Origin of the sequence: Dactylosporangium sucinum (assembly GCF_014647515.1) — a bacterium.
GTDB classification, from domain to species: Bacteria; Actinomycetota; Actinomycetes; order Mycobacteriales; family Micromonosporaceae; genus Dactylosporangium; species Dactylosporangium sucinum.
Map to the genome: position 1 here is coordinate 69,316 of NZ_BMPI01000047.1, position 26,042 is coordinate 95,357.

Annotated in this window: 23 protein-coding genes and 1 tRNA gene; 10 read left to right on the plus strand and 14 right to left on the minus strand. The window is 71.5% G+C overall.

Features of this window, described 5'->3' with window-relative positions; translation table 11 throughout:
- Nucleotides 1–32: 32 nt before the first annotated feature.
- From IEZ31_RS37520 to IEZ31_RS37535, 4 genes are all read right to left on the minus strand, one after another.
- Nucleotides 33–1,112 (minus strand): hypothetical protein, encoded by a 1,080-nt coding sequence (locus IEZ31_RS37520; RefSeq protein ID WP_190254839.1) that lies wholly within the window; start codon nucleotides 1,110–1,112, stop codon nucleotides 33–35.
- A 45-nt stretch (nucleotides 1,113–1,157) separates the two neighbouring features.
- On the minus strand, nucleotides 1,158–1,835 hold the full coding sequence (locus IEZ31_RS37525; RefSeq protein ID WP_190254840.1) for a hypothetical protein: 678 nt from the start codon (nucleotides 1,833–1,835) through the stop codon (nucleotides 1,158–1,160).
- Between the two features lie 46 nt (nucleotides 1,836–1,881).
- Nucleotides 1,882–3,672 carry a serine/threonine-protein kinase gene (locus IEZ31_RS37530; protein ID WP_190254841.1) on the minus strand — a complete coding sequence of 597 codons (1,791 nt, stop codon included), beginning with the start codon at nucleotides 3,670–3,672 and terminating at the stop codon, nucleotides 1,882–1,884.
- A gap of 152 nt (nucleotides 3,673–3,824) precedes the next feature.
- Nucleotides 3,825–4,994, minus strand: a complete 1,170-nt coding sequence (locus IEZ31_RS37535; protein ID WP_190254842.1) for a S8 family peptidase — start codon at nucleotides 4,992–4,994, stop codon at nucleotides 3,825–3,827.
- Nucleotides 4,995–5,111: 117 nt separating this feature from the next.
- Between IEZ31_RS37535 and IEZ31_RS37540 the strand changes: the two genes are divergently transcribed.
- Together IEZ31_RS37540 and IEZ31_RS58330 are read left to right on the plus strand one after the other, a co-directional pair.
- Nucleotides 5,112–7,736, plus strand: a complete 2,625-nt coding sequence (locus tag IEZ31_RS37540; protein ID WP_190254843.1) for a CHAT domain-containing protein — start codon at nucleotides 5,112–5,114, stop codon at nucleotides 7,734–7,736.
- Nucleotides 7,737–7,842: 106 nt separating this feature from the next.
- Nucleotides 7,843–11,205 (plus strand): hypothetical protein, encoded by a 3,363-nt coding sequence (locus IEZ31_RS58330; RefSeq protein WP_268241723.1) that lies wholly within the window; start codon nucleotides 7,843–7,845, stop codon nucleotides 11,203–11,205.
- Nucleotides 11,206–11,524: 319 nt separating this feature from the next.
- Here IEZ31_RS58330 and IEZ31_RS37550 read toward each other — a convergent pair whose 3' ends face one another.
- The 5 genes from IEZ31_RS37550 to IEZ31_RS37570 all read right to left on the minus strand — a co-directional run bounded on the left by IEZ31_RS37550 (nucleotide 11,525) and on the right by IEZ31_RS37570 (nucleotide 17,170).
- Entirely contained in the window at nucleotides 11,525–12,367 is an 843-nt protein-coding gene (locus IEZ31_RS37550; protein ID WP_190254845.1) for a TIGR04222 domain-containing membrane protein, read from the minus strand.
- A gap of 287 nt (nucleotides 12,368–12,654) precedes the next feature.
- Nucleotides 12,655–13,158: a hypothetical protein gene (locus tag IEZ31_RS37555; RefSeq protein WP_190254846.1), complete on the minus strand. Its 504-nt coding sequence runs from the start codon at nucleotides 13,156–13,158 to the stop codon at nucleotides 12,655–12,657.
- Nucleotides 13,159–13,239: 81 nt separating this feature from the next.
- Nucleotides 13,240–14,409, minus strand: a complete 1,170-nt coding sequence (locus IEZ31_RS37560) for a DUF2786 domain-containing protein (protein ID WP_190254847.1) — start codon at nucleotides 14,407–14,409, stop codon at nucleotides 13,240–13,242.
- Between the two features lie 66 nt (nucleotides 14,410–14,475).
- Nucleotides 14,476–15,507: a TRM11 family SAM-dependent methyltransferase gene (locus IEZ31_RS37565; RefSeq protein WP_190254848.1), complete on the minus strand. Its 1,032-nt coding sequence runs from the start codon at nucleotides 15,505–15,507 to the stop codon at nucleotides 14,476–14,478.
- 7 nt (nucleotides 15,508–15,514) lie between these two features.
- Nucleotides 15,515–17,170: an anti-sigma factor RsbA family regulatory protein gene (locus IEZ31_RS37570; RefSeq protein ID WP_190254849.1), complete on the minus strand. Its 1,656-nt coding sequence runs from the start codon at nucleotides 17,168–17,170 to the stop codon at nucleotides 15,515–15,517.
- A 74-nt stretch (nucleotides 17,171–17,244) separates the two neighbouring features.
- On the opposite strand from IEZ31_RS37570, the gene IEZ31_RS37575 reads away from it, so the two are divergent.
- The 8 genes from IEZ31_RS37575 to IEZ31_RS37605 all read left to right on the plus strand — a co-directional run bounded on the left by IEZ31_RS37575 (nucleotide 17,245) and on the right by IEZ31_RS37605 (nucleotide 23,009).
- A tRNA-Val gene (locus IEZ31_RS37575) sits at nucleotides 17,245–17,316 on the plus strand.
- Between the two features lie 1,056 nt (nucleotides 17,317–18,372).
- Nucleotides 18,373–18,615, plus strand: a complete 243-nt coding sequence (locus IEZ31_RS37580; RefSeq protein WP_190254850.1) for a hypothetical protein — start codon at nucleotides 18,373–18,375, stop codon at nucleotides 18,613–18,615.
- A 194-nt stretch (nucleotides 18,616–18,809) separates the two neighbouring features.
- Entirely contained in the window at nucleotides 18,810–19,106 is a 297-nt protein-coding gene (locus IEZ31_RS37585; protein ID WP_190254851.1) for a hypothetical protein, read from the plus strand.
- 309 nt (nucleotides 19,107–19,415) lie between these two features.
- Nucleotides 19,416–20,267, plus strand: coding sequence for a hypothetical protein (locus IEZ31_RS37590; protein ID WP_190254852.1), 852 nt, complete (start codon nucleotides 19,416–19,418; stop codon nucleotides 20,265–20,267).
- A gap of 480 nt (nucleotides 20,268–20,747) precedes the next feature.
- Nucleotides 20,748–21,044 (plus strand): hypothetical protein, encoded by a 297-nt coding sequence (locus IEZ31_RS37595; protein ID WP_190254853.1) that lies wholly within the window; start codon nucleotides 20,748–20,750, stop codon nucleotides 21,042–21,044.
- Nucleotides 21,045–21,509: 465 nt separating this feature from the next.
- Nucleotides 21,510–21,785 carry a DUF6225 family protein gene (locus IEZ31_RS37600; protein WP_190254854.1) on the plus strand — a complete coding sequence of 92 codons (276 nt, stop codon included), beginning with the start codon at nucleotides 21,510–21,512 and terminating at the stop codon, nucleotides 21,783–21,785.
- A 302-nt stretch (nucleotides 21,786–22,087) separates the two neighbouring features.
- Entirely contained in the window at nucleotides 22,088–22,435 is a 348-nt protein-coding gene (locus tag IEZ31_RS59525; protein ID WP_373294748.1) for an endonuclease toxin domain-containing protein, read from the plus strand.
- A gap of 115 nt (nucleotides 22,436–22,550) precedes the next feature.
- Nucleotides 22,551–23,009, plus strand: a complete 459-nt coding sequence (locus IEZ31_RS37605; protein ID WP_190254855.1) for a contact-dependent growth inhibition system immunity protein — start codon at nucleotides 22,551–22,553, stop codon at nucleotides 23,007–23,009.
- 402 nt (nucleotides 23,010–23,411) lie between these two features.
- Here IEZ31_RS37605 and IEZ31_RS58965 read toward each other — a convergent pair whose 3' ends face one another.
- From IEZ31_RS58965 to IEZ31_RS37630, 5 genes are all read right to left on the minus strand, one after another.
- A complete protein-coding gene (locus IEZ31_RS58965) occupies nucleotides 23,412–23,570 on the minus strand; it encodes a hypothetical protein (protein ID WP_373294749.1) in 159 nt (52 codons plus the stop codon).
- A 246-nt stretch (nucleotides 23,571–23,816) separates the two neighbouring features.
- Nucleotides 23,817–24,287 (minus strand): hypothetical protein, encoded by a 471-nt coding sequence (locus tag IEZ31_RS37615; protein WP_229836233.1) that lies wholly within the window; start codon nucleotides 24,285–24,287, stop codon nucleotides 23,817–23,819.
- Nucleotides 24,288–24,647: 360 nt separating this feature from the next.
- Nucleotides 24,648–24,785, minus strand: coding sequence for a hypothetical protein (locus tag IEZ31_RS37620; RefSeq protein WP_190254857.1), 138 nt, complete (start codon nucleotides 24,783–24,785; stop codon nucleotides 24,648–24,650).
- 173 nt (nucleotides 24,786–24,958) lie between these two features.
- The gene (locus tag IEZ31_RS37625) at nucleotides 24,959–25,363 is read right to left on the minus strand and encodes a GNAT family N-acetyltransferase (protein WP_229836234.1); all 405 of its coding nucleotides are present in this window, start codon (nucleotides 25,361–25,363) and stop codon (nucleotides 24,959–24,961) included.
- A 308-nt stretch (nucleotides 25,364–25,671) separates the two neighbouring features.
- Nucleotides 25,672–25,935 (minus strand): DUF1883 domain-containing protein, encoded by a 264-nt coding sequence (locus tag IEZ31_RS37630; RefSeq protein WP_190254859.1) that lies wholly within the window; start codon nucleotides 25,933–25,935, stop codon nucleotides 25,672–25,674.
- Between the last annotated feature and the right edge of the window lie 107 nt (nucleotides 25,936–26,042).

The following is a 26,042-nucleotide window of genomic DNA, read 5'->3' on the forward strand; positions in this document are numbered from 1 at the left end:
GACCAGGGCGGATCGCCCGGAACCGGCAATGTTCACGCCGACAAGCGTGCCGCCGCCGTCGCCGGCGCCTCCTCCCGCCAGCGGGTCAGCATCGGCGCCGGGGCCCAGCCCAGGTCGCGGGACCGGTGGACGGCGTCCGCGCAGCGTGCGGCCCAGCTGCGGCGGGCGGCGGCCGGCGCTACCGCATCGTCCAGCAGCTCGTCGCGCAGCTGCTGCAGCACCCGGATCGCGTGCTCGAACGCCGGCACCTCGCGGTCGCGCTCCGGCAGGCCGGCCATCCAGTCGACGTCCCGGCCGTCGCACGCCTCGCACGCGCAGCCCCACAGCGCCGGCTCCCGGTGGCCGCGCTTCGCCCGGGCGATGGCGCCGAGCCGGCGGTACGACAGCGTGGGCCGGAAGACCGTGGACGGCGCGGGACGGGGGACCGGCCTGGCCACCTCGTACCGCGGGGCCAGGTGCCGCAGCGCGCCGACCGTGCCGACGGCCGCCGCCGCGACGCCGTGGCACAGCGCGCCGAGCGCCGAGACGTCGCTGCGCAGCAGCAGGACCGGCACCTCGCAGCGCAGCAGCTCCAGCAGGCCGGCCACGACGCCCGGCAGCGCGAACGGGTCGCGGGCGGCCTCGAGGACGAGCGCCACCGGTACCGCCGCGGCCCGGACGTGCCCGGTGAGCACCGCGCGGCGCATCCGGTCGTGCAGCCACGACGGGTCCAGCGGCAGGACCGCGATCGCCCCGGGCACGGCCGCCGCGCGGTGCAGCAGGCCGGCGAGGCCGCGCTCGTCGTCGGCGTCGACGTACCCGGAGTCGGTGAGCACCGGCAGGCCGAGCTCGCGCTGGCGGCGCAGCCAGCGCGGGTTGAAGGGGGCGCTCGCCGGCAGCCGGGCCTGGCCCGCGTACCGCGCCGCGTCGAGCAGCAGCGGCGCGCCGAAGCCCCGCTGGCGCAGCAGGTACGCGGCGGTGGCGAGCAGCCCGGCCTCGTCGCGCCGGTGCGGCGACACGACCAGCCCGCCGCGCGGCCGGTCGGCGATCGGGGCGCAGCGCAGGGCCTGGTTCGCCGCGCAGTGCACCAGCAGGCTGCGTTCGGTGATCATGACCCATGCCGATCCCGTCACGGTTGGTACCTCAATGGTAACCAAACGTGCGGTCGGCATGAATATTTATCTACATCGCACGACGAAGGTCGCCGAGTCGCTCGCCGAGCTGGGCGAGGTCACCGCGACCGACACCTTCTTCGAGCCGTTCTCCTGCGGGACCGAGAACGTCCAGGTGCGCGTGTACGTCGTGCCCTGCGCGGTGCCGGTGAACCGCTCGCCGTCGACCGTGTAGGCGACCGAGGTGCCGGCCTGGCTGACCCGGATCCGCAGGGTCGCCGTGACCTGCTTGTCCTCGCCGTCGACGCAGCGCCCCGCGTAGCCGGGCGGGTCGAAGCCCAGCGAGACGGAGGTGACCGACCCCTTCGGCGGGGTGGTGGTCTTCGTCGCCGTCGGCTTCTTCGTCGGCGACGGCGACGCGCTGCTGGCCTCCACCGACGGGGTCGCCTCGGTCGTCGCCTCCGGGGACGGGCTCGCCTCCGGGACCACCGGCGGCAGCGCCGACTGGGTGGCCGCCGCCTGCTGGTCGGACGCGTCGGTGTTGCCGCCGCTGACCAGGGCGGCCACGACCAGCGCGATGATCAGCGTGCCCGACAGCCCGCCGGCGATGAGCAGGCCCATCGTGCGCCGAGTGGCGGCGGCCGCCGCCTCGGCGCTCTGCGGGTCCTCCTCCGCGTACTCCTCGCCCGGCTCACGGTCGAGAAACCGCGGCAGCCCGTCGCGCGTCATGTCGTCCTCGTCCACTCCGCCCGCTCCCCGCTCCCGCTCGGTTACCCGCGACAGTATGCCGTCAGGAGCACGAGTTGCGGAACGTGACGTGGTTCGACTCGCGTCCGGTGGGCGTCGTCACCTCGAACCAGAACTCGGTCGTCTTGCGATCGCCCAGGCCGATCCCGACGGTGAAACTCTCCGTGTAGACGCCGTTGCGGGCGGTGCCCTCGACGGTGCCGCCGGCATATCCGGCGTCGGATTGCATCTGGTACCGCACGGTCGTCGTCGCGCTCCCGCTGACCCGGATGGTGACGGTGGCGGTGACCGTGGTGCCCCAGCGGCAGCGTCCCGAGTAGCTGGTGGTGTCGAAGCTGAGCGCCGCCCCGGTGGTGGTGGGCGGCTTGGGGCTGGCCGCCCTGGTCGTCGACCGGGTCCTGCCGGACGGCGAGAGGCTGGCCGAGGGGGAGGCCTCGGCGGTCACGGCGGGCGGGGCGCTGCTCGGCTGGGGCGACGGGCTGGGCGTGGTGACGAGGGCCTGGGCGGGCTCGCCGGTGACGGAGGCGGGCTCGCCGCCGCGGGTCACCAGGCCGACGGTGACGAGGAGGGCGAGGACGGCGGCTCCGGCGAGCCCGGCGAGCACGGCCCGCCGCCGCTTCCGCCGGCCGTCCCCGGGCCGTTCGCCGGCGGCGGGCCGGGGGTAGCCGGACGCGTACGCGCCGCCGGTGATCGGCGGGGTCTCGTCGGTGGGATCGTCGTCGAGGACGGGCCAGTCCGCGCTGCTCGGCCGGGCGCCGGCGATCGGGCGGGTCGCCCCGGCGGGATCGTCCTCGCCGGTGGGGCGCTCGCCGGCGAGGCGCTCATCGGCCGGCGCTTGATCGTGCGCTGCCGCTGCCGCTGCCGCTGCCTGGCCCTGGCCTGCGGTCTCGTCGGCCGGCGCCGCGGTCTCGTCGATCGCCTCGCCACCCGGGTCGGCCACGGCCTGGGCGTCGGGATGGTCCTCCGTGGGTTCTTCGCGCGGTTGAGTGTCCACGACGGACATTTCCGATTGGTCGGACGGGGCCGCCGCCGGGGACGTGGCGGACGTCACTGCCGACTCCAGCGCCTCGCGCAACGCGTCGCGGGCCGCCTCGCCGGTCAGGCGCGTCTGCGGCGACTTGTCCAGGAGGCCGTCGATCGCCGCCGTCAGCGCCCCCGCGTGGGCCGGGCGCGGGTGCGGGTCCGAGGCGGCCGTGAACAGGCCCGACAGCGCCTCGCCGGCCAGCTGGAAGGGGTTGCGGCCCTCGACCGCGAAGTACAGCGTCGCGCCCAGCGAGAAGTGGTCCGCCGCCGCGTCGGCCACACCGTCGCGGAGCCGTTCCGGAGCGACGTACCCGGGGGAGGCCAGCAGCGTCCCCGGGCCGAGGGCGAGGGCCACCGAGAAGTCCGTGAGGCGCGCCGTCCCGTCCGCCGCGACGAGCACGTTGGACGGCTTGACGTCGCCGTGGACGACCCCCTGCCCGTGGGCGGTGGCCAGCGCGTCCTGCAGCGCCAGGCCCAGCTCGGCCGCGGCGCGCGGGGAGAGGGGACCGTCGTCGAGGACGAGGCGCTCGAGCGAGCGGCCGGCAACCAGGTCCATGACGATCCACGGGCGGCCGTCGTCGACGACGACGTCGTGGACCTTGACGACGTGCGGGTGGTCGAGCCGGGCGGCACGCTCCACCTTGCCGGTCAGCTCGGCGCGCTCCGCCTCGGGCAGCGTGGCCGGGAACCGGACCTCCTTCACCGCGACGTGCCGCTGCGACCGCAGGTCGGTGGCCCGCCACACGATGCCCATGCCGCCGGCGCCGACCGGATAGTCGAGCCGGTACCGGTCCGTGAGTGTGACGCTCAACCTGCCGCTCCCGCCCAAAGCCCGTGCATCAACGCAACAGTTCACCACCTGTCCGGCCCGGTGGCGGTTCAGCCTAACGGCCGGTTCACTGTGCCTGATCGGAGCCTGTCGGAACGACCCCTGTCCCGCCGGGCGGGACAGGGGTCACCCGGTCACTGCAGGGCGGGGTACCCGCCGATGGGCTGGCCGGCGACCGCCGCGCGCAGCTGCTGGGCCGCGGCCGTGACCGAGCCGGCGGCGGGGACGCGCTCGACGATCGCGGCGACGACCTTCGGGGCGGCGAACGAGGTGCCGCTCCACTGGGCCCAGCCGCTCGTGAAGCTCGGGTGGTTGATGAACGTGCTGACGATGTCCTCGCCGGGGGCGACCAGGGTCACCCAGGGGCCGTGGTTGCTCCAGTCGCACACCGTCGTGCCGTTGTGGGCGGCGACGGCGAGGATCTGCGGGGCCCACGCGGTACCGCTGGATGAGAAGGCGGCCGGCCAGAACGGACGGTCGGCGATGCCGTTGTTGCCCGCGGCCGCGACCACGACCCGGCCGGTGCCCTCCAGGAACGTCTGCAGGGCCGCGTGCAGCACCGCGGGCGGCTGGTCGCCGATGGAGAACCCGCCCAGCGACAGGTTGAGCACGTCGACGTCGGTGAGCGCGCTGATCTTCGCGGCCAGGTCGGCCTCCGTGCAGATGCCGAAGCTGTCGAGCACCTTGACGATGCGCACCTGCGCACCCTCGGTGCTCTGCACGACGACGCCGGCGATGAAGTTGGCGTGCCCGACGTCGGAGTCCAGCTCGCCGTCGTTGTCGCCGTCGAGCACGGTCTCGTGGTTGTCGGCGGTGGCCGAGTAGCAGGCCGCCGGCAGCGGGCTGTCGACCCAGACGCCGGTGTCGAGCACCACGACGCGCACCGGCGAGGCGCCGGACGCGAGCGGCGCCAGCTTGGCGTCGAGCGCGGTGGAGGCGACGGGCGGGCCGAACGGGCCGCCGTGGTCGTACGGGGTCGAGGTGAACACGTGGTTGGGGCCGACGACGGCGCCCGGCAGCTGCCCGCGCAGCCGGCGGACGGCCGCGGCCACGTCCAGGTCCTTCGTGCGCAGGCGGCGCAGGCCGGCCGCCGGCTCGTCCTCGCGGATCTCGCTGGTGCGGTGCCCCAGGCCGGTCAGGGTGCGGTGCGCCACACCGGTGCCGGACTCCTGCACCAAGATCTCGTCGCGGACGAAGCGGACGGTGCGTCCGTCCTGACGCTCCGTGCGCAGCCACGGGATGCCGTCCAGGCGCCGGTCACGGTGCTGCAACCAGCGTTCGAGACGTTCGCGTGCAACGGACATGAATGCTCCTCAAGGGTTCATAGCGACGCATTGACACGTTTCCGACAGCACAACCAGTGACTAGAGACGCGGCCCCGGCCCCGTGATACACACGCGAGCCTTTGGCAGGATGCAACCATGACGGCAGCGCCCGTGCTCACCCCCGCGGACGACCTGGCGCAGCGGCTGCTCCCGATTGTCATGGCCGACCCGATGAAGGCCAAGGCACTCGCCGACGCGGCGTTGCGCGACGCGCGGCGCGACAGCGACCCCGCCTCGGAGGCGGTTGCCCTGCGTGCGCTGGGTCTGGCGGCCCGCGCGCGGCACGACGCGGCGCGCGCGGCCGAGTTGCTGCGGGCCTCGATCGCGGTCGCCCGGAAGTCCGGACTTCGCGTCCATGAGGCCGAGGCGCGGATGAGCCATGCCCTCATCCTGGACGACCTCGGCAAGCCCACCGCGGCCCTGCGGGAGATCGACCGGGCGCTCGCCGAGCTGCGGGGCCACCGCCGCGCCCGCGCCTCGATGCAGCGCGCGCTCATCCTCGACCGGCTCGGCTACGACCGTCAGGCCATGGGGCTGTACCGCAGCGCCCTGCGGGCGTTCCGCACCTCCGGCGACGAGGTGTGGGAGGCGCGCACCCTCACCAACCGCGGGGTGCTGCACGGGTACCGCGGCAATCTCAAGCAGGCGGAGACCGATCTGCGCGCCGCCCAGACGCTCTACAACCGGCTCGGCATGGCGACCGCCGCCGCCCAGGTCGAGCACAACCTCGGCTTCGTCGCCGCGCAGGCGGGCGACGTGCCGACCGCGCTGGCCCGCTACGACCGCGCGCACGACCGGCTGTGGGCCACCGGGGTCGCCGCCCCGGGCCTGCTCGACCGGGCCGACCTGCTGGTGTCGGTGCGGCTGCTGCCGGAGGCGGAGGCGGCGGTACGGGCGGCGATCGACGCCTGCGCCGACGGGCACCTCGACTCGATGTTCGGCAAGGCCCACCTGACGCTGGCCCGCATCCTGCTCGCGGCCGGCAACGCGGCGGAGTCCCGCACGGCCGCGGCGACCGCCCGGCGCACCTTCGTCAAGCAGGGCCGGCCGGTGTGGAGCGCCCGCGCGCGGGTCGCCGAGCTGGCGGCCGTGGTCGCGCTCGGCCGGGCCACCCGGGGCACGCTGCGCGAGCTGCGCGCGGCCGCCGGCCGGCTGCTGGAGGCCGGCTGGTTGCAGCCCGGCTGGGAGGGGCTGCTCGACGCGGCCCAGCTGGCGGTCGAGCTCCGCGAGCCGTACACCGCCCGCGAGCTGCTCAGCGAGGCCGCCCCCGCGGCCAAGCTCGGCCCGCCGCAGCTGCGGGTCCGCTGGTGGCACATCCGGGCCCGCCTGGAGCTGGCGTCGGGCTCGGTGCCGGACGCGGTGCGGGCGGCGACCGCCGGACTGCGCCAGGCGGACGCCTACCGGGCCAGCCTCGGCGCCACCGAGCTGCGGGTGCGGGGCAGCGCCGAGACGGCCGCCCTGGCCGGGCTGCGGCTGCGGCTCGCGCTCGACCACCACGGCCCGTCGGCCGCCCTGACCTGGGCCCAGCGCTGCCGCTCGGCCGCCCTGACCCTGCCACCGGCCCGCCCGTCCACCGACCCGGTCGTCGCCCGGCACCTCACCGAGCTGCGCCGCATCGGCGGCGAGCTGGCCGCCGCGCCGACCGGACCGCAGCGCACCAACCGGCTGCTGCGCCGGCAGCGGTTCCTGGAGGCGGAGATCCGGCGGCGGACGTGGCGCACGCCGGGCACGTCGTCAACCGCTGCCTCCTCGCAGGAGCTGCCGCTGGCCGACCTGACCTCGGCGCTGGGCGAGCGGGTGCTCGTCGAGCTGCTCGACCTCGACGGCCTGCTGCACGCCCTGGTCGTGCGCGGCCGGCGGGTCACCCACCGGGTCGTCGGCAAGATCGAGGAGGTCGCCGCCGAGCTGGAGTCGCTGCGGTTCGCGCTGCGCAGCCAGGTGCTCGGCCAGGGCGGCACCGCGGCCGAGCGGCTGTCGCGGCAGGTGCTGCTGCTGGATCGGCTGCTCCTCGACCCGCTGGCCGACCTGATCGGCACCGGCCCGATCGTGCTGGTGCCGACCGGAGCCCTGCACGCCCTGCCCTGGACCATGCTCCCGCGCCTGCGTGGCCGCTCCATCGCCGTCGCGCCCTCGGCCGCGATCTGGTGGCGCGCGGTCGCCAAGCCGGCCGCCGACGGCGCGCTCGTGCTGGTCGGGGCGCCCTCGGCCGCGCAGGCCGCCGACGAGGTCCGCGAGATCGCGTTCGACCGCCCGGGCGCCACGGTCCTGGCCGGCGAGCAGGCCCGGGTGGCGCCCGCCCTGGCGGCCCTGGACGGGGCGGCGATCGGGCACATCGCGTCGCACGGGGAGTTCCGCGTCGACAACCCCCTCTTCTCGTTCCTCATGCTGGCGGACGGGCAGCTCACGGTGTACGACCTGACCGCCCTTCGCCGCCCTCCCGCGCTGCTGGTGCTGTCCGGCTGCGACACCGGCCTGGCGGCGGTGCATCCGGGCGACGAGCTGATGGGCCTGGTCGCGGCGCTGCTGAACATGGGGACGTCGACGGTGATCGCCTCCACGGGCCCGGTCGACGACGGGGCGACCCGGGTGCTCATGCGCGCCTTCTACGGCCATCTGGCCGCCGGTCACGGCCCGGCCTCGGCGCTGGCGCTGGCCCAGTCGGAGGCGGCGCCGGCGGACCGGCCGAGCACCGACTCGTTCGTCTGCTTCGGGGCCGGTTAGGGGCCGCATTCCCGGAAATTTCACGATTCCGCCCGGCTTTGCGGGCGGAATCCCACGGCGGAACGGCCGAGCGAAATTGTCGGTGGGGCGACCTACGATGTGCCCCGTGATCGATCGCCGGGTCCGCTCGCCGCTGCTGCCGCTCGTCGCGGCGGCAGTGGTCCTTGCCCTGGGCGCCGCCATGGCCTGGGGCATCTCCGGCGCGCTCGGGCTGAGCTTCACGCCCGCCGAGGTGCCGGCCGAGCCGGCTGAGGCCGCGCCGCCGCAGGACGCCGCGCACCCGCCGGTGATCACCGCCGTCCGGGTCCCGGCGGTGGCCCGGCTCCGGCTCGCCGCGACGGCCGTCGCCGACGCGCTCGAGCAGCGCGGCCGCCCGCGGCCGGCGGTCGTGCAGGAGACGCCGGGGGAGCAGACCGCCCCGGGCGGGCTCGACGTCCGGCTCGTGCCCGGGGTGGCGCCCGAGTCGTTCCGGCTGACCGGCTCGCCGGGCGCGCTGGTCGTCGAGGCCGGCGACCTGGCCGGGGCCGCGACCGGGCTCTACACGGTGGCCGACCGCATCCGGTCCGGCGCCGAGGTGCTGCCGGCCGACCAGCGCGGCAAGGTGGTCACGCCGCGGCTCGGGCTGCGGCTCACCGACGCCGGGGCCGTCGGCCGCGAGCCCGACGTCGCCGCGTTCGGCGCCGGCACCGACTATTCGCTGAACACCGACGTCGTCGGCAGCGCACTGCTGCCCGAGGCGCCGTGGGTGGACAAGGCGGCCGTCGACCGGATCTCCCGGGAGTTCCAGGGCTTCGTCGGCCACGCCCTCGCCCAGGGGTATAACGGCGTGGTCGTGCCGGGCTTCCTGGAATACGTCACGTTCTCGGCGATCGGCGACGGGCACGCCGTCTACCCGGCCGGCGACGACCACATCGCCCGGGCGGAGGCGCTGGTCGCGGCGTTCGGGCCGGTGTTGCGCTACGCGCGGGACATGGGCATGCGGGTCTACCTGGTCACCGACATGCTGGCGCTGTCCCCGCCCCTGGAGCGCTTCCTGGAGCGCACGACCGGCGGGCTCGACCCGACGAGCGCGCGGTTCTGGCAGGTCTACCAGGCGGGGCTCAGCGAGCTGTTCGACCGGATGCCCTTCGTCAGCGGCCTCATGGTGCGCATCGGCGAGGGCGGCGACATCTTCAAGCAGCCCGGCTGGGACTACTCGTCGCGGATCGCCGTCACGACCGCCGCCGGGGTGCGGGCCATGCTCACCGCGCTGCTGCAGACGGCCGGCCAGGTCGGCAAGGACGTCATCTTCCGCACCTGGACGGTCGGCGTCGGCGCGGTCGGCGACCTGCACACCAACCCGGCCTCCTACGAGGAGGTTCTCGGCGGCATCGACGACCCGCACCTGATCGTGTCCACGAAGTACAGCGCGGGCGACTTCTACAGCCACCTGCCGTTCAACCCGACGCTCATGACCGGCAAGCAGCGGCGGATCGTGGAGTTCCAGTCGCGGCGGGAGTTCGAGGGCTTCGGGGCGCTGCCCAACGACCTCACCGTGCTGCACCAGCGGGCCCTGCAGCGGTTCCTGGCGGCCAACCCGCACGTCGAGGGCGTGTGGACCTGGACGCAGGACGGCGGGCCGCTGCGGGCCGGGCCGATGTCGCTGCTCCTGCGCAGCGGGTTCTGGCAGCTCTACGACCTCAACTCCTACGCGCTGGGGCGGCTCGCCCGCGACCCGCAGACGCCGGCCGCGTGGATCACCGCCGACTGGGCCCGGCAGACGTTCTCCGACGACCCGCGGACGGTCGCCGCCATCGGCCGGATGATGGCGATGTCGCGCGAGGCGGTGACCAAGGGGCTGTATCTCGCGCCCTACGCCGAGAACTCGGTGCGCGCGCTCGGCCTGGAGCCGCCGCCGATGATGTGGATCTTCGAGTGGGACATCGTCACCGGCGACTCGGCCGTGCTCGACAGCATCTACGCGGTGAGCCGCGACCGGGTCGACGAGGCGATCGCCGACGGCGAGCGGGCGGAGACGCTCGCGGCGCAGATGCGCGACGAGGTGGCCGCGACCGACCCGGCGACCTGGCGCGACGCGACCCAGCGGGCCCGGCTCCTCGACGCGCTGTCGTACGAGGTGGAGCTGTTCCGCACGCTGAACGCCTACCGGACGATGTTCCTCCGCCACGCGCAGTGGCTCGACACCGGCTCCTCCAGCTCGTATCAGGCGTGGAAGGAGGCCGAGACCCGCTACCGGGCGGCCCGCGACGCCCACCTGGTGCGGTTCGCGGGCGACGTGGACCTGCCCGCGTACAACTTCACGGCGGCCGACCTCGGCGCCGAGCGGGCCGACCGGGACGTCGCGATGGCCTGGACCGCCCGCGTCCTGCTGCTCCTGGTGCTGCTCCTGCTGCTGCGGGGGGCCCTGCGCCGCCCGGGCTCGCCCGGCGCCGGCGGCCTGCGCGCGCTCTTCCTCGGCGCGACCCGCCCGTGGCGCCTGGCCGACTTCGACGAGGCGCCGAGCCGGCTCGACCGGGTGCTCGTCATCGCGGTGCCGCTGACCGCGCTGGTGGCCAGCCGCCTGGTCTTCACCTGGTTCGCCGCCCCGGCCCACGTGCTGCTCACGCTCGGCGGCTGGGCGCTGTTCGCCGCCACGGCCCGCCTGGCTGCCGGCCGCCGCGACCCGTTCCACCTCTGGGCGGCGATCGGCGGCGTCGCCCTCCTGCGCACGGCCCTGCTGCTGGCCGCGCTCGCCCTGCGCGGCCCGGGCCACTACTGGTTCGTGTTCTGGACCGAGCCCGGCTGGCGCGCGGCGTACGTGGTGGTCGCCTTCGCCGCCTTCGCCTGGCTGTTCGTGGCCACCGCCCTGGTCCTGCGCGACCGCTACGGTCTCCCGCTCCGCCGCGTCGTCGGCGCCGCCCTGGCCACGTTCGGCGCGCCGCTCGCGGTGCTGTCCGCGGTGGTGTCGGCGATCGGCCTGGAGCGCGCGCTCACGGTCTGGAACGACCAGCTGGCCCTCCTGCCGTGGGGGTTGTCACGGATGCTGGGCATCACGGTGTATCTCGGGATCCCGCCGTCCCTGCCGCTGTTCACCGCCCTGGCCGGCCTGCTGCTGGCGGTGGCCGGCGCCCTGCTCTCCCTCGGCCGCCGCCCGCCGCGCCGCGCGGCCCACGCCCTGCCCGGTCGCGGCGGCCCGCCGACCCGCTCCGGCTCCGCCCCGGCCCCGACCGGCGGCCTGGCCGACTCGGCCGACTCGGCCGACTCGGCGGGTCCGGCCGGCGCCTCGGCCCCGTCGGCCTCATCGGCGCCGGGGGCCTCGCCGCTGCCCGCGCTACCCCGGCGCCAAGCGCCGTCCGCCGACCCGGGTGCTCCGCCGGGGCCGGCCGGGTCCGCCGGGCCGCCGTCCGCTGGTCCGGCGTCCGGCGGGCCGGCGTCCCCGCCTGGGTCGGCGTCCGGGCCGGCCCCTTCCGCTGTGCCGGCGGTCTCATAGGCCCCGGACACCCCCGCCGAGCTGCGGCGCTGCGTACGGTGGCCGGCCCGGCCACCGTCGCGCCCGGCCAGGCATCCCTCGATCCTGCCCGAACTGTCGGGTTCAGCCCGATGCTGTGGGCTCGTCGTCCCTGGGTGGCGGCGGTGCCCCCATGATCGTGGGAAACATCTGGCTGTCCTGGCAGCCAGATCCTTCCCTCGATCATGGGCCGCCCCGGGTCGCGCGGTTCGGCGGCGGGGGAGGAAGCCGGCGCGCGGCCGCGCGGTTCGGCTGCGGCGGCGAAGGAGGAAGCGCGGTGCGCGGCCGCGCGGTTCGGCGGCTACTCCCGATCCCACCAGTACCAGCCGATCGGGCCGCTCGGGCCGGCGTCGAAGCCGGGCTCGTCACGGCCCTCGTCCGAGGCGGGCCGGCGGTCGAGCGGGATGTCCACCGTGGAGCGTGACGCGGCGGCGGCGAAGGCCGGGTCGATGCTCGCCATCACGTCCGGGCCGTGGACGGCGACCGCCAGGGCGGCGGTCGGCGGGCCGAAGGTGTGCCAGTCGTCGCGCAGGAACCCGCCCTCGGCCCGCAGGCGGGCGAGCAGCGCGCGGGTGCGGCGGGGCAGCCGCGGGACCCGCAGCAGCGCGGCACCGCCGGCGGCCACGGCCAGGGTCGCCTCCAGGTGGAGGGTCACCGGGTGGTGGTACCAGAGCCGGACCACGATGAACGTGAGCGCGAGCGCGACGAGCCCGGCGATCGGGGCGACGCCCTCCTGCAGGCGCCGCCGCGCCGGGGCGTCGATCAGCAGTCCCCGCGCGGCGAGGGAGCGGCCGGCGGCGGTGACGATCCGCCGCACCTCGGGGTCCTCGTCCGGCGCGGCCGACCGGGCGACGGCGTCGAGGACGGCCCGGTCGAGGTCGGTCGCCTCGTCGTGGGCCGGGCCGATGCGGCGCAGCGTGAGCCCGTCGGCGGCGACGGCGTGCGCGACGCGCAGCGCGGCGAGGGACGCGGCGATCGCCCGGGCGCCGCCGCCGGCGAGCAGCGCCAGCTCGAGCGGCGTCGGGTCGCCGACCTCGGGGCCCCCGGTGACGGGCCGCCGCCACATCAGCACGCCGACGGCCGTGAGCACCCCCAGGAAGCCGTACCACCAGACGAACACCTCACCCGACAGCGCGAGTTCCATGCCGTCATTGTGCGACCGAGCGCAAGGTCCAGAGAGCGCTCTCCCACCAGCCGGCCTTGACATGCGGCACCACGACAAGGAACGCTTGAGAGAGCGCTCTCTAGCAGCGCTTTCCCCCTGAGGGCGGGGGAGGCGGGCCGCGCCGCATCGTTGGCGGACGGCGCGGCCCGTCCCGTCAGCGGCGTCGCGCTGTCCGCCTCGTTCCGGCCCCGGGTACGAAACGGATCCCTCACGGTCTGGCGCCGGAGGCGTACAACCTCGTTCCGGCCCCGGGCGCGGAACGGACCCTAGAGGCGGGCGCCCGGGTGGCTGAGGACGTACGCGAAGCGCTCGTCGGCCTTCGCGACCTCGACCAGGTTGCCGTCCTTCGACACGAAGGCGCCCGTGACCGCCTGGGTCGACGAGCGGGTGGCCACGATGATGCCCGCGAGGAAGGCGACGAAGGCGAGCAGCAGGCCGAGCGCCGCCGCGTCGCTCTGGGCCGACGCGAACACGACGATCAGGACGAACGCCAGCACGATCAGGCCGAGGCCGATGAGCAGGTTGCGGGTGCGCTGGGCGGTGCACTTCGCGCACCACGGCCAGGCCGGCGCCTTGACGGTCTTGCGCAGCGCCATCACCACGATGAGGTACGGCAGCACACCGGCGATGATCAGCACCGCGGCCCAGGCGGGCGGCTTCGAGAACAGGTTGACCTTCTTCATCGCCGTCGCCTGCTCGCCGTGCCGGGCGCAGACGGGCGGAAGGTGCCCGGCGGCGACCTGGCCGGCCGGGATGGTGACCATGGGCATTGACGCTCCTCGTCGGAATCGGCAGAACGCGAAGATTCTTCTGCCTGCCGGCGGAGCCCGGGTCAGCCGTCCGGCCGGAGATCAGCCCCGAACGGGCAGCTCGGCCGCGTCCGCCGCGGCCCGGCCGGACTCCCAGCCCTCCAGGCTGTCGGCCCGGCTGCCCCGGCCCCGCACCGTGCGCGGGAACACCCGCCGCATGGTCTCCTGCACCTGCTCGTCGCGGGAGCGCAGCACCGGCAGCAGGTCCGCGGCCTCGGCCGCCGCCTCCAGCGCCGCCTCGGCCACCCGGGTCAGCCGCTCGCCGATGCGCACCGCGAACGCCACCAGGAACGACTGGCGGAACGCCTTGAGCCGCGCCTTGCCCGCCTTCCCGCCCGGCGGCTCCGAGCGGGCCATCGCCCGGTGCGCCTGCACGAGCAGCGACGTGTACAGCAGGTCGACCGCGTCGAGGTCGGCGTCGAACCCGAACACCGTGGAGAACCCCAGCTCCGGCGACCACACCGCGTGGCAGCGGTTCGCCTCGGCGACCGCGCTCAGCAGCGACGCCTTCTCGCTCTCGTACGGGTGGTCGACGCCGATCCGGCGGGCGAACGGCACCACGGCCGCGTCCGCCCCGCCGGCGCCGTACGCCAGCGCCTCGTCGATGCTGTGCCGGGCGATCAGCTCCTGCGCCTTGGCCGTGTACGTCTCGGCCTCGGCCGGGTAGGTCGTCGACTCGGCCTTCGCCAGCAGCGCGCGGACCCGGTCCAGCAGCCGCTCGTCGACCCGTGCCCCCTTGACCGCGGGCGCGCTGCCGGGCGGCGGCACGAGCACCTCGACCGGCGGCAGCTCCGCGAGCACGCCGAGCAGGGTCAGCAGGTCGTCGAGGACCGGCACCCGGTCGGACCGGCGGCGGGCGGCGACCGCGCCGACGTAGGCCGCGTCGTCCGCCCACCACACCCCGGCGCCGAGCGTGTCCGCCTGCTCCAGCCAGCGTTCGTCCACGGTGTTTCGGCGGTACCGCCGCAGGTGCGCCGCCACCGCGTCGGCCACGAGCGGCGCCAGCGACGGCCGCCCCCGGCGCGTCGCCGCGCGCTGGAGCTCGGCCGGCTGCCAGCCGCGCTCGAACAGCCGCGCGGCCGCCGCGGCCAGCGCCGCGAACAGCGCCGGGTCGACGTCGGCGGCGGGCGCCACGGACAGCCGGTCGAGGCCGTCCTCGTAGTCCACGCGGCCGCGGACCACGTCCTCGATCTGCGTGTCGGCGCCGTTCACCGGGCCAGCCTACGCAGGCTCGCGCGGTACACCTTCCTGAGGCGGCATCACCCGACCGGGGTGCGCCTAGTGCTTCACCGCCACCAGGATGTCGCGCAGGATGGCCTGGTCGACGCGGTGGCGGAAGGACAGGTACGGCTCGTCCTCGACGACCCGCAGGCCGGCGCCCTCGAGCGCCGCCGCCGCGGCCTCCCGCTTGGCCACGAACGTGTTCCACGAGATGCCCATCGCTCCGCCCGGGCGCAGCAGGTCGGCCCACACCGGCGCGGCCTCGGTGAGCAGGTCGCCCGGGTCGCGGGTCAGGCCCTTGCCGGCGGTCCGGCTGCCGTGCTGCACGCCGTACGGCGCGTCGGCCACGACCACGTCGAACGTGCCCGGCTTGAAGAACTCGCCCGAGCGGACCGTGTCGGCGTTCACCACGTCGAGGGCCTGCGTCTGCCCGGCCTTGTAGTCGTCCTTGTCGGCGGCGAGGTCGATCCGCAGCCGCCGCGCGACGACCTGCCGGTTGCGCCGCACCGGGCCGAGCTCGGCGTGGTGCTTGATCCGCTTGCGCTTGAGCCAGGTCTGGATGAACGTCGAGTACGCCTCGAAGTCCTTCTGGTCGCGGTCGACCCCGGCGGCGTCGAAGCCGTACATGATCGCCTGGTTCAGGGTGGTGCCGCGGCCGCACAGCGGGTCGAGCACGCGGAACCGCCGGTCGAGCAGCTCCCCGGCGAAGTCCGTCGCGAGCAGCGTGACGTTCAGCAGGAGCTTGGTGAAGAGCTCGTTGGTTTTTCCCTGGTACTTCTGGATCGTCAGCAGGTCGTCGTCGAAGCGGTCGAGCTTGTCGAGGGCGACGGGGCGGAACCGGTCGCCGTCGAGCTCGAACAGCGCGTAGGCGGCGGACAGGTTCGACAGCAGCGCCACGTCACGGTCGCCGAGGCCGCCGGCCTCGAACGTCACGTACGGCACGCCGGCGATGGTCGTCTCCTCGATCTCGTGGAGCGGCTCCCGCAGGACGCGGCCGAAGGCGGCCAGCTCGGCGCGGGTCAGCGCGACGGAGGCGTCGGCGTAGACGCGGTTGGTCGACGGCAGGATGAGCAGTGCGTAACGGGCCATAGGCGACTCAGCCTACTGTCAGCGTCACCACGAACCCCGCCGGCGTGCGGGTGGCGTGGACGTGGTCGCACGACTGGTACGTGATCCACAACCCGAGCCCGCCGATCGCCTGGTGGCCGCCGGGCAGCAGGCCCGCGTAGGGGTCGTCGAGCCCCTCGCCGCGGTCGGTGACCTCCACGACGACCCGGCCGCCGCCGCCCCAGACCCGCAGCCCGACGGGCGGCCGGCCGTGCCGCTGCGCGTTCGTGACCACCTCGCTGACCGCGATGACCAGCCCGTCCAGCCGCTCCTCGCGGAGCCCCTGCCCGTCGCCCACGGCCCGCACCACCTGCCGCGCGACCGCGGGGCTGGGGTCCTCCCACGCGGCGTCCGGGGGCCGCCGCTGCAGCGGGTCGTCCGCGCCGGCCCGCGGCGTGCGCAGGTAACCGACCGGGTCGACGAACAGCCCGCTGTCCAGGTGCTGCCCGTCGGTCGTCGCCAGCCGCGGATGGGTCCGCTCGACGTCGTCGATCACCGCCCGCGGTGCGAGCCGCGCGTCGTACGCGCACAGGCTCCAGAGCGGGAACTCGTCGTAGGCGTGGTTGACGGCGGCCTCGTAGCGGGCCCACCAGTCCCAGGTGCGGCCGAACACCTCCGGGGGCAGCTCGCCGAGGAGCCGGATCTGCGTCGCCCCGCCGGCGACGAGCCCGGCGAGCAGCCGCCGGTAGGCTCGGATGACGGCGGCCGGCCGCCCGTACACGGCGTCACCGGCGAGGAAGTCGATGCCGTCGGTGCCGGCGGCCTCCCGGAGCAGGCCGGCCGTCCGCTCCCCGAACGCGACCACGGTCGGCTCCCCGGCGGCGATCCCGTCCAGCACGAACGGCACGGCGACGGCGAGCAGGTCGGCGTCGGTGTCGTACACGACGGCCTCGTGGAAGTACCCTTGGTGCCCGGCGGCGGCTCCGGTCCTCATCCGACGAGCACCCGGCGCAGGTCGAGCAGCTTGACGAGCCGCCCGGCGGCCGCGCTCGCGTTGACGAGCGTGAAGCAGGTCTGCTCCGCCTCGGCCGCGCCGCTCGAGGTACAGCAGCGCCCGGTGGTCGACGAACCGCAGCCGCTCGACGTCAACGCGAACCCCGTGGGCATGCTCGACCGCGGCCGCGAACAGCTCGTGGTTGGTATGGTCGAGCTCCCCGGTCAGCACGAGGTCGTCCCCGGCGTACAACTGGAACCCCACGTCGTCATTGGTCTCGGGGTGCACGCAGGCGAGCCGCCCGACGTCCCGTTTCGCCAGAACCGTCCGATCGTAGGCACACAACGCGGTCATCGGCGCCCGGTGCATGTACCGATCGACCAGGTGCTCATACCGCGCGAAGAGGTCCACCTGCCCTTTCGCCAGCATGGTGGCCTCGGCGACGACCCGCAGCCCGGAGTACCCTGCGGCGAGCGCCCGCTCGGTAGCCTCCCGGTAGACCCTGACCTGGTGGTCCGGATCGAACCGCCCCGGGTAGGCCGCCCCGGGCGGCACGACGTGCGCACCTTCGACAGCCTCGACGGACCCACCGGGCACATACCAGACCCAGTTCCCGGCGGCCAGACCTTCGGCAACCCACTCCCGGGCCCGCACGAGAAACCCCTGCGGCTCGTCATAGGCCCAGCACACATGCCGACGTGGAAGCGCCACGGAGGGCAGCGTACCGTCGGGTGGGCACCCGGGGTGCACACCGGTCAACCCATCCGGTAGAGTTCGATGCACGCGGGCGATTGGCGCAGCGGGAGCGCGCTTCGTTCACACCGAAGAGGTCACTGGTTCGATCCCAGTATCGCCCACCGTGAGTTTTTGCACGTCAGACGCCCCTTACCGAAACCTTGGTAAGGGGCGTTACGCGTTCCACCCCATACAGTGGGAGCAAACGGGGAGCACAAGATCATCTGGCGCGCCTACGTGTCGGCTGGTGACTGCTGGTTGCGTCGGCGGAATCCTCCACCTACGACGGAGGGTGGCGCGATCATCTGTCGCCAGGACTCCTGTCGCCCTGCATCTCGGCCACGTCACGTGCGGCTGCAGCGGTTCGACCGACCGGGCCCTCCAATCCGTAGTCATATGCTTTCCGAGAGTCACAACGGCACGCCAGGATCACGAGGCGGCCGGGGAATGCCCGCGATTTGCGGAAAGCGGTGCCGGTCAGGCTCGAACCGGTCCGTCGCGCTAACGCACGCTAGGACGCTCCATTGCGTTATGGGGTATACACCGGGAGACGCCACGACCTATGTCGAGTGGATCGTGCGAAATGGACCCGCATGTCGGCCGGCACTATTAGCACGGATCCAACGGATTAAAAGTCCGAAGTGGACGATCAACTCGCTCAAGTTCAAGCATAGCAAGGAAAAGTCCTTGGTAGGCGGCTCGCGTCCCGGGTATTCCGGCCGTCTCCGCGCTGGTCAGAGGGCTCCACTCGCCAGGGGGCCGCGGCCGGCACTTGGCGCTACGACGGAAGTTCCTGAGCCGTTCGGGTCTGTCCGTTCTGGGTAGCGAACATCCGAGCAACCACCGAGCAACCCAAACACCGTCCGGGTCATGGTCCACTGCGCACTCATGCCGATGAGCGCTCACCTGATCTTGGCTGAATTCGGTTCGGGCCCGAGCCGGCGGTCCGTACGGTCGGCGACGCTTCGCCGCGTGGTCGACAATGACAGCGACGCCGAGGACTGGAAGTAATGGATGAACGTAGATTGGATTGCGACTGATCCACGAAGTGGTCGACTGTCGCTGACGGAACAGCGCTCCAGCACGGAGGAGTACCTGACGCGGATCGCGGCACTACGCGTCCTTGGCTGGGGCTACTCCGAGGTGAGCCGCTCCGATGCGGCCTTTCCTCACCTGACATGTCATTCAGGGCCGAGCACGCCGTGGTCCACCAGTTCTCCGCCGCAGACGAGGTCTTTCTGCTGGTTGGCGACGGTATCGTCGCCAACCGGGAGATCGTCACACTTCCTATTTTGGATGACGTCGACGAGACACCCTTCACCGGCGGTTTCGTACTGAGGACCGCCCGAGCCTGTGCGGCGATCGCAGAGTTCGTCCGCCATGGCCGCGTCGAGGATCTTGGAGACTGGCAGCTGCTGTGACGTCGTGAACCGTTGCGGCCCAACTACTTCGATCAAGTGGCACCACGTTGCTGTCGTGCTGCGCGCGGACCAGGCCCCAGCAACGCAGACCAGAAGCCTCCGATCTTGGAATCCTCATCTACCGCTGTGGGCTCGCGTCCCACTGATCGCCACGGGCGGCAGCCGGTTCGAGACGCGACTGCTACCGTGCGCCGGTGAGGGACGACGCGGAGATCCTGGAGTTGATCCGCCGAGGCCCGGAGGTGACGGCGCTGCTGTGGGACGTCTGCGAGTTCGACCTCGAACGCGCCGGGTACTACAGCCCTGTCCGGCTGTCGTCCGGGCTGCCACTGGAGGGCGTCGCCGGTGACTACACGGGCGGGGCGTTCTTCCTGTGCGGTGAGCCGAGTCCGTCCCGGCCGGTGCTGTATGCCAGTTCGGAAGGGGAGGCCGGTGTCATCGGCCGGGACCTCGCGGCGGCGCTCGCCGTCACCATCGGGCTACCGTCGTAGCGGGACTGTCTGAAGTTCTCCGGCAACGGCGATCTGGCAGTCATGCAGGCGGCCGTGCGCACATCTGCCGCCGACCGGGCGCTGCGGCCGGCATCGAACATCACGCTCCGTGAGCTGCTCTGGTCGGCCCTGACGCACGGTCCGGTGCGCGCTCGTGCCGATGAGCGATCGTCGCAGCGCTTGCCAGGAGCAGCCGTCAGGAGAACCTACTGTTCGTGCTGCCGGCCCATGTTGGGTGTCGTTCCTGGCGGCCGGGTCCGGTCCGTCCGGACCGAAGCCAGGACGTGGCGCGCTCAATATCATCAGGGCATGGTCTTCAATGGGGAGCTGTCCGACCTGCCGGGGCATCTCGACGGGCTCAGGGATGAAGGCGCGTTCGACCAGGCGCTGAGGAGCCTGCGGCACGCGCTGTTCGTGCAGGGGACCGTCGCGCCCGCCGCGGAGTCTGTCGCGCCGGCGCTGGTGGCGGCGGCCGTCGAGCTGCCCGGTGAGCGGCGTGACCGCGTCATCGAGCTGTTGTGGGAGATGCTCACCGGTGGCGGCTATCTCGCCGCCGCCGCCCAGGACAGTCCGATCCGGCCGGCCGTCGCCGCCCAGCGGGAGCACTGGCGGGCGCTGGCCGAGGCCGGCAGCCCGTGGGCAGCGCGGCTGCTGTCGGCCGCCGGCGGCGACACCCTCGCATCGGCCCAGCGGGCCACCGGCCTGGCCCAGGCCGAGCTGACCCTGGGCCTGTCGATCTGGCCGCCGACTGAGGCGGCGGTGGGCTGGCTGTACGGGCAGCTCGAAGCCACGGACCGGCGGCAGCGGTTCTGTGCCGCGCTCGCGCTGGCCCGGCTCGGCGACCCGGCCGGCGCCGCGATCCTCACCGACGTGCCCGAGGAGTGTAGGGAGTCGTTCTGGATCGGGTACGACCCCACGGGTGAGGCGCGGGCGGCGCTCGCCCGCCTCGGGGCGGTGCCGACGCCCGAGGAGTTCGCGAAGATCCCCGCCGTCAGCGCGATTGGGCTGGCCGCCGCGCTGCTCGACGCGCAGGGCCCGACGCCCGAGGTCCTGCGCGCGTTCACCGCCCATGAACGGATCTGGGGGTACCTCAACTTCACCGAGCTGCTGGAGCGGCACGGCCGACCAGCGCACCGAACGCCACCACCAGCGCCGCGTTGACGGCCACGGTCAGGGCGGCGATGGCGGCGATGTGCGGTGACAGATCCGTGAGCCAGGGATGTTCCGGGTGCGCGCGGCGAGGAGATCGGCCAAGGTCTCGCGCTGCGCTGACGTCAAATGCGGGACGGTTCCGTCGAAGAAGGCAGGCCGGGATGCACCGCAACCTCAACCAGGAGGTTCGTCCAGCGACGGAGCGTCCATGGGCCAGCGCGATCGACGCCCTCGAAGCAGCGGACCACCCGCCCCGCTGAAGACGACCAGGTGCGTCGGTCCGGCCCTCGCCTGGGCGCCCGCGCCATGCCGCGACGGGCACGCTCGCGGCTTTGATCAGGTTTCCGCACATGCCGCCGACCGCGAGCGCAAGGTCGGCGAACTCCGTCACGCCGCGTGACGAGCGTACGGCGCCGGCCGGTGCGCTGAACTGCCGATGAGCGCTCACCAACAGATTGGGCGGCGCTCCTCGTGGCGCATCATGATGGTATGGACATCGCCGGGCCGGTTGCCGGGTTCTGCTGCGGGCTGCTCTTCTTCGGCGGCGGCTCGCTCGCCGTCAACTACCGCGGATTCGCCGTCACCTTCGCCCGGCGCGCCGAGCAGTCAGCCCGTTCGGTAGGGCTGGGACAGAAGCGCCTACCGCACCCGATGGACGAACACGACAGGATCGTCTTCGCCCGCCTCATGGGGGCGCTGTTCGCGCTTATGGGCCTTGTCGTCATGGTGATGGCGGTCGGCAGCATTCTGGGTCTTGTGCCCGTGACGGACAACAGCAGCCTGTGACCAGATCAGAGCGAGCGCGTATTTGCCTCGCGATTGTGTGCACGGATCTGCCGCGATCAGCTCGCTGCGGAAACGTCATGGGGGCGAGGTCGGACGGCCCGTGAAGCCGATGACAGGGTGGCGCCGACACCACGCGCAGTACTGTGGGGCTGATGTTGACGACCCGTGTCGGGCACTTGGCCGATGCGGGCATCGCCGAGGCAGAACAACAGGTTCGTCGCCGGCTTGCCGATCCAGCGGGGTTCGCGGTCCTCGCCGTCGAGGACGGCGAACGAGGTGGCGATGGTGCTCGTCCTGCAGGCGCTCGATCAGGATGGCGCAAGCCCGGATCCGCGCGGGGCGCAGCGTGACGAGCTGGGCTGACGCTCGGCACCCGCGATTGCCGATGTCCGTGCACTCGAACTCGACAACAACCCGAGCCCGGTCGCCGTCGGATCGATCGCGGCGATCACGTAACGTTCGAACATGGCCATCGACGAGCGCAACGGCCGTTATTGGCACGACATCGAGCAATGGACCGTCGGCCAGCTTCGCCACGCACTGAGCGGCCTGTCCGACGATACGGTCCTGCGCGTCGAGGTGGCGCAGGCGCCCAGCACCGGCCATCCCGACCCATGGGGTAACGACCAGTTCGTCGTCACCAACGCCGCCATGGACGACGACGGAGACTATGCGACCGGACATCTCGTTATTCGTGTCGACTACTCGTCGGATTGGTACATGCTCCCCGGCGAAGTCTGATCGCCAGGTCCGCCGCCCACCAACGCGGACGTCCGCTCACGCCGCCAACCGCGGTCGTGGGTAATAACTCGCCTTATGTCGACATAGCTTGGTTGACAGTCAGACGACCGGACAGAAAAGACAGCGTCAAGATGGGGACATGTCGGCTAATTCGCACAGGGCTGCGGCTTTGTGCGGAGAAGCGGAGCGTGCTCGGAGGTTCACCGAAACGGCGCTTGAGCAGTGGTTGCGCCGTCCGGAGGCATCCCCCGTTCCTCATCCGGGTACGACGGTGCTACGTTCGGTGATCGAACCTGTGAAACATGTCGCTGGCCCGGGGCCTACCACCAAACCCAGCTGGCGACGAACAAGGCGCTTTGGGCAATGAATTCGAAACGACGCGGCGACGTCATCGACGAGCTCCTCGGAAACAACACACCATACTCATTCCTAAAATTGACATTTGGGATGCAGGTACCGGTCACGCAACCAGCATCAAGAGCATCAACCTAATGGATAAGTCCTATCAGGACGCCAATGCATTGTCGAGCAGAATCAACGGGTATACTAATGACCTCGCAAGGTTCCATGGTGATCAAAAGGGCGGTCTTACGATCACTGCGAACGAAAATCAGGAGCCGAGAACTTTAAGGTTGCGATACCGCCCTTGATCACAGGGCAGCAGTATGCGGCACTCTCGCGCTCTTACCAGTATGCACGCAGTCAGGGCATCCAGATCAACGTATGTTGTTGTTGGCTAGCGACTTGAAAGGACCCCTGCCGTCGATGACCACTACTGCCGGAAGGGCTAGCGTCTATCTACGCAAAGCCAAGATCATTGTTGCGAGCGAGTCGTTCCTCGGTGATGGCGAAGGGGGATCGGTCAACAACGGCTGGATCGAAAGCGGCGATCCGGACTTGGCTCCGGAAACCCTAGGTCGATTGGTCAGGGAGGCACTCAATGCGTCCGAAAGCAATGTTCCGATGCCAGATTTCCGCGAACCGCCACCGAATTTCCTCAAGCTCCTTGCCACTGCCAGCGTAAAAACAGAGTCACGGTTCATGCAGGACAACCGCCTAGTTACCGTAACCCTGAGTGGAGCCCAGATCTCCTTATTGCCGACGCGGAACCAAGGTCGCCGCGGATTCGAACACATTCCCGACGCCGAATTAAATATATCGTCAACTATCGAAGAGGATGAACTCGGCCAAATTGTGCGCCAGGCTTTGGACCTGAGTTCCTAAGGCGCGACTCATTTGGGTGTTTTTTGCATTTACCGTAGCTCGACGAGGGCGCGGGCGATGGTTGCGAACAAGGCGAAGCGGATGGCCTCGCGGTGATTGCGACACGCATGCCTCAGCCCCACCAGGACCGCCGTGTTCGGGACGCACAATCGACGGGCTCCGAACAGCGGGACGCCCTCAGTACGGGCAATTCCCGTTGGTGTCCTTGAACGGTTTGGCTGGCGACTTTCATATGAGTGTTGGGCCCTTTGCGGCCGTGATTGTTTCGCGCTTTACGTCAGCAGTCACTAGATCGCAATTCGGACGGCCACGCCAAATCGCTGTCAATCCGCTCTCGTTGCGATTGTGGACGCTAACGTAATTCGGCTCTGGCACTCATCCGGTGATCGACGGATGGCGATGTCAGTTCTGGGCGAGGATGCGTTTGCGGAGCAGGTCGAGGTTGGCGCGGCCGTACATGGCGCGTTTGATGGCTTTGGCTCTGGTGACTGCGCCTTCGGCTGCTCCTGAGCTGTGGGGCAGGGTGAGGCCGTTGGTGATGGCGTCCTGGTCGCGGCGCATGCCGATAGCGAGGGATCGCAGGTGGCTGCGATCGCGGAGGTTCTGAGGCTGGCCGACTTGATCACGCCGGCACCGCGCCGGCCAATCGACCGCCGCCTGGTGTTCGTGGGCGACTGACCGCGTCGCACACCTCCCATAGGCGGACTCCGGGAAGCATCCTCGGCGGAGCCCCCGCCATTCACGTCGTAATGCATCGCACGCCACGCGGCAGATGAGATGCATCCGGACTCCACCGGAGTCGTCCTCTCACCGACGGCCTGCGGCGTCTCCTCCACTGCGGCGCAGCCAATGCCATATCGTTTGGACCCAACCGGGTTCGTGTCGGCAAGTCGGTGTAATGAGGAAGCGCGGCCGATTGAACAAACACGCGATCAAGTGGACGAGCATGAACGGAGGGGCCACGACGAGCATCAGACCAAACCCGGGAATGCCGAACACAAGGCCCGCCCAGCTGCCAGTGAACAGCGTGAACAACAGAATCGCGACACCGACCAATCCGATCCCGCCGAAGAACGGTGTAGTCCAGAGGAGATACGGCACATACGCCCGCTGGGAAGGACGGATTCCGGGAACGACGGGCACCCGCGACGCCTCACCCCGCCAGATCGCACGTGCGGGTGACAACAAGTTGTAGAGAACCCAACCCATCAACGGGGGCAACGCCAGTCCGATGATCACCCTGCCGGCCACGCTCGGATCGTAGCCGCAGCCGTCCATGCCCAGACGGTGCCAGGCGGCGCACCGCGCACTTTGGGACCAGATGACCGCGACACGTCAAGCCCCACACGACAGGGTGCACGGATCTCGGCAGTGTCCGCGAGCGAGCCTGGCGACAGCCCCCATGCCCTTCCGTGGCGAGCTATTCGCGGCAAATCCGGATGCCGTTCAGCTGCCCGGTCGGCCGTGTAAGGATCTTCCGGGTGATCATGGAACCAGTCCCCAGCTACGAGGATTCGATCTGGCTGTTCGCGAGCCGATCTATCGATACGCGGGCGATGACCGTGAGGCCGGCTACGAGTTCGACTGGCGAGAGCTATGGCCCTACACGGCAGTCACATTCCAGACCACTCGGGCTGGCTACCCCACCGCATCAAGATGTACATCGAACCTGGTTACGAGCTCGTCCGGCTGCAGTTGCGGACTGGTCCCGAGGACGCGGAACTGCTCGACCTTGACCTGCGCGGTGTCCGGACCGTCGGAGTCGAACGCCTCCATGGTCGCGAACTACTGAGGCTGGACTTCCCTGACGGATCGCCTGCTTCGACGTTGTGGCTGCGGATGAAGCCCGACATCGCATTGCACTGGTCGTATGACCCTGCCAGCTGAAGTGGCCACGCACAGAGCGGCATGAGCGCGTACCTGCTGTCCGGCTTCGGTGGCTGTTTCCGTCAGGGCAGATCCCGGCGCAGGACGTAGTTGAAGCCGAATTCAGTCTCGGTGGATCGGACGTCGATGTAGCCGAGCCGGCGGTAGAAGTCATGCGCTGTGATGCTCGCGCCGGTTTCCATGTGGTCGTAGCCGTCGATCACGGCCAGCGCCTCGATGTGGCGCATGAGGAGCCGTCCTATGCCGCGACCGGCGGCCCGGGGGTGCACGAACATGGTGTAGACCTTGTTGCCGTCGCGGGAGACCGTGCCGGCGATCCCGCTTGTCTCGGCAACGAACATCTGCCGCTGCGTGGCGAGCTCCTTGACGCGTGTTTCGGTGAAGTGGTCGCACATCCGCTCGATGACCTCGCTCGGATAGTCGCGACTGTTGACCTCACGTAGGCAGCGTTCGATGAGGCCCGCCACGGCGAGGGCATCGGCGTTGTCGAACCGTCTTATCGTCACCATCGACCGATCTTGCCTGCATCAAGCGCCAAGCCGCCAGGAGAAGTACCGGAGTGACCCGGCGCCATGATCGGGTGCACTGTATTCGGCAGGACAGGAAGTCTTAGCCTCGCTGCGCTGGTCACCCGCTGTGACGTACGCGGGCCTGCCGCCGCGCACCAACGGCGGCATGTCCGCGCACCCGATCATGCAGTCGCGCTACTCCGACGTTGCTGCGCCGCGCGGACACGCAGTGAGTCGGCGAGGGTAAGCCCTACGCAACTCTGCCTTCAGCCGAAAACCTGTTGGAACTCAACGCTGATTCGGTGGAGGTTGCTGTCGACGACCAGGTACCAGCGGTCGTCGTACGGCACCTCAAGCACAAGCGGGCTGAAGTCAAAGAAGCCGCCAAAGTACTCGTACTCCTCGCCGTCGAGATAGGCCTGATACTCGTCCCTATCCATGAGCATGACCCTGGCAGATGAACCTCGGAGGGTCACTTCAAACTGAGCGCCGCCGGCGAAGGAACCAAGGTCCCAGTAGAGATGCTCCATGACCTATTCGTAGCGGCCTAGCCTCGGTCTTTCGTGCGCCAAGCAGACTCGGAGGTGAGCTCGTGTAGTGGACCTTGAGTCGTAAGTTCGTCGTCGCCTGCCGGTGT

Excerpts from the sequence above, each read along its gene's own strand:
- IEZ31_RS37535 (WP_190254842.1), bottom strand. The coding sequence starts at position 4,994 with ATGTCCGTTGCACGCGAACGTCTCGAACGCTGGTTGCAGCACCGTGAC.
- IEZ31_RS37540 (WP_190254843.1), top strand. The coding sequence starts at position 5,112 with ATGACGGCAGCGCCCGTGCTCACCCCCGCGGACGACCTGGCGCAGCGG.
- IEZ31_RS37550 (WP_190254845.1), bottom strand. The coding sequence starts at position 12,367 with ATGGAACTCGCGCTGTCGGGTGAGGTGTTCGTCTGGTGGTACGGCTTC.
- IEZ31_RS37555 (WP_190254846.1), bottom strand. The coding sequence starts at position 13,158 with ATGCCCATGGTCACCATCCCGGCCGGCCAGGTCGCCGCCGGGCACCTT.
- IEZ31_RS37565 (WP_190254848.1), bottom strand. The coding sequence starts at position 15,507 with ATGGCCCGTTACGCACTGCTCATCCTGCCGTCGACCAACCGCGTCTAC.
- IEZ31_RS37580 (WP_190254850.1), top strand. The coding sequence starts at position 18,373 with ATGTCATTCAGGGCCGAGCACGCCGTGGTCCACCAGTTCTCCGCCGCA.
- IEZ31_RS37590 (WP_190254852.1), top strand. The coding sequence starts at position 19,416 with ATGGTCTTCAATGGGGAGCTGTCCGACCTGCCGGGGCATCTCGACGGG.
- IEZ31_RS37595 (WP_190254853.1), top strand. The coding sequence starts at position 20,748 with ATGGACATCGCCGGGCCGGTTGCCGGGTTCTGCTGCGGGCTGCTCTTC.
- IEZ31_RS37600 (WP_190254854.1), top strand. The coding sequence starts at position 21,510 with ATGGCCATCGACGAGCGCAACGGCCGTTATTGGCACGACATCGAGCAA.
- IEZ31_RS59525 (WP_373294748.1), top strand. The coding sequence starts at position 22,088 with ATGTCGCTGGCCCGGGGCCTACCACCAAACCCAGCTGGCGACGAACAA.
- IEZ31_RS37605 (WP_190254855.1), top strand. The coding sequence starts at position 22,551 with ATGACCACTACTGCCGGAAGGGCTAGCGTCTATCTACGCAAAGCCAAG.
- IEZ31_RS58965 (WP_373294749.1), bottom strand. The coding sequence starts at position 23,570 with ATGCGCCGCGACCAGGACGCCATCACCAACGGCCTCACCCTGCCCCAC.
- IEZ31_RS37615 (WP_229836233.1), bottom strand. The coding sequence starts at position 24,287 with ATGGACGGCTGCGGCTACGATCCGAGCGTGGCCGGCAGGGTGATCATC.
- IEZ31_RS37620 (WP_190254857.1), bottom strand. The coding sequence starts at position 24,785 with ATGGAGGCGTTCGACTCCGACGGTCCGGACACCGCGCAGGTCAAGGTC.
- IEZ31_RS37630 (WP_190254859.1), bottom strand. The coding sequence starts at position 25,935 with ATGGAGCATCTCTACTGGGACCTTGGTTCCTTCGCCGGCGGCGCTCAG.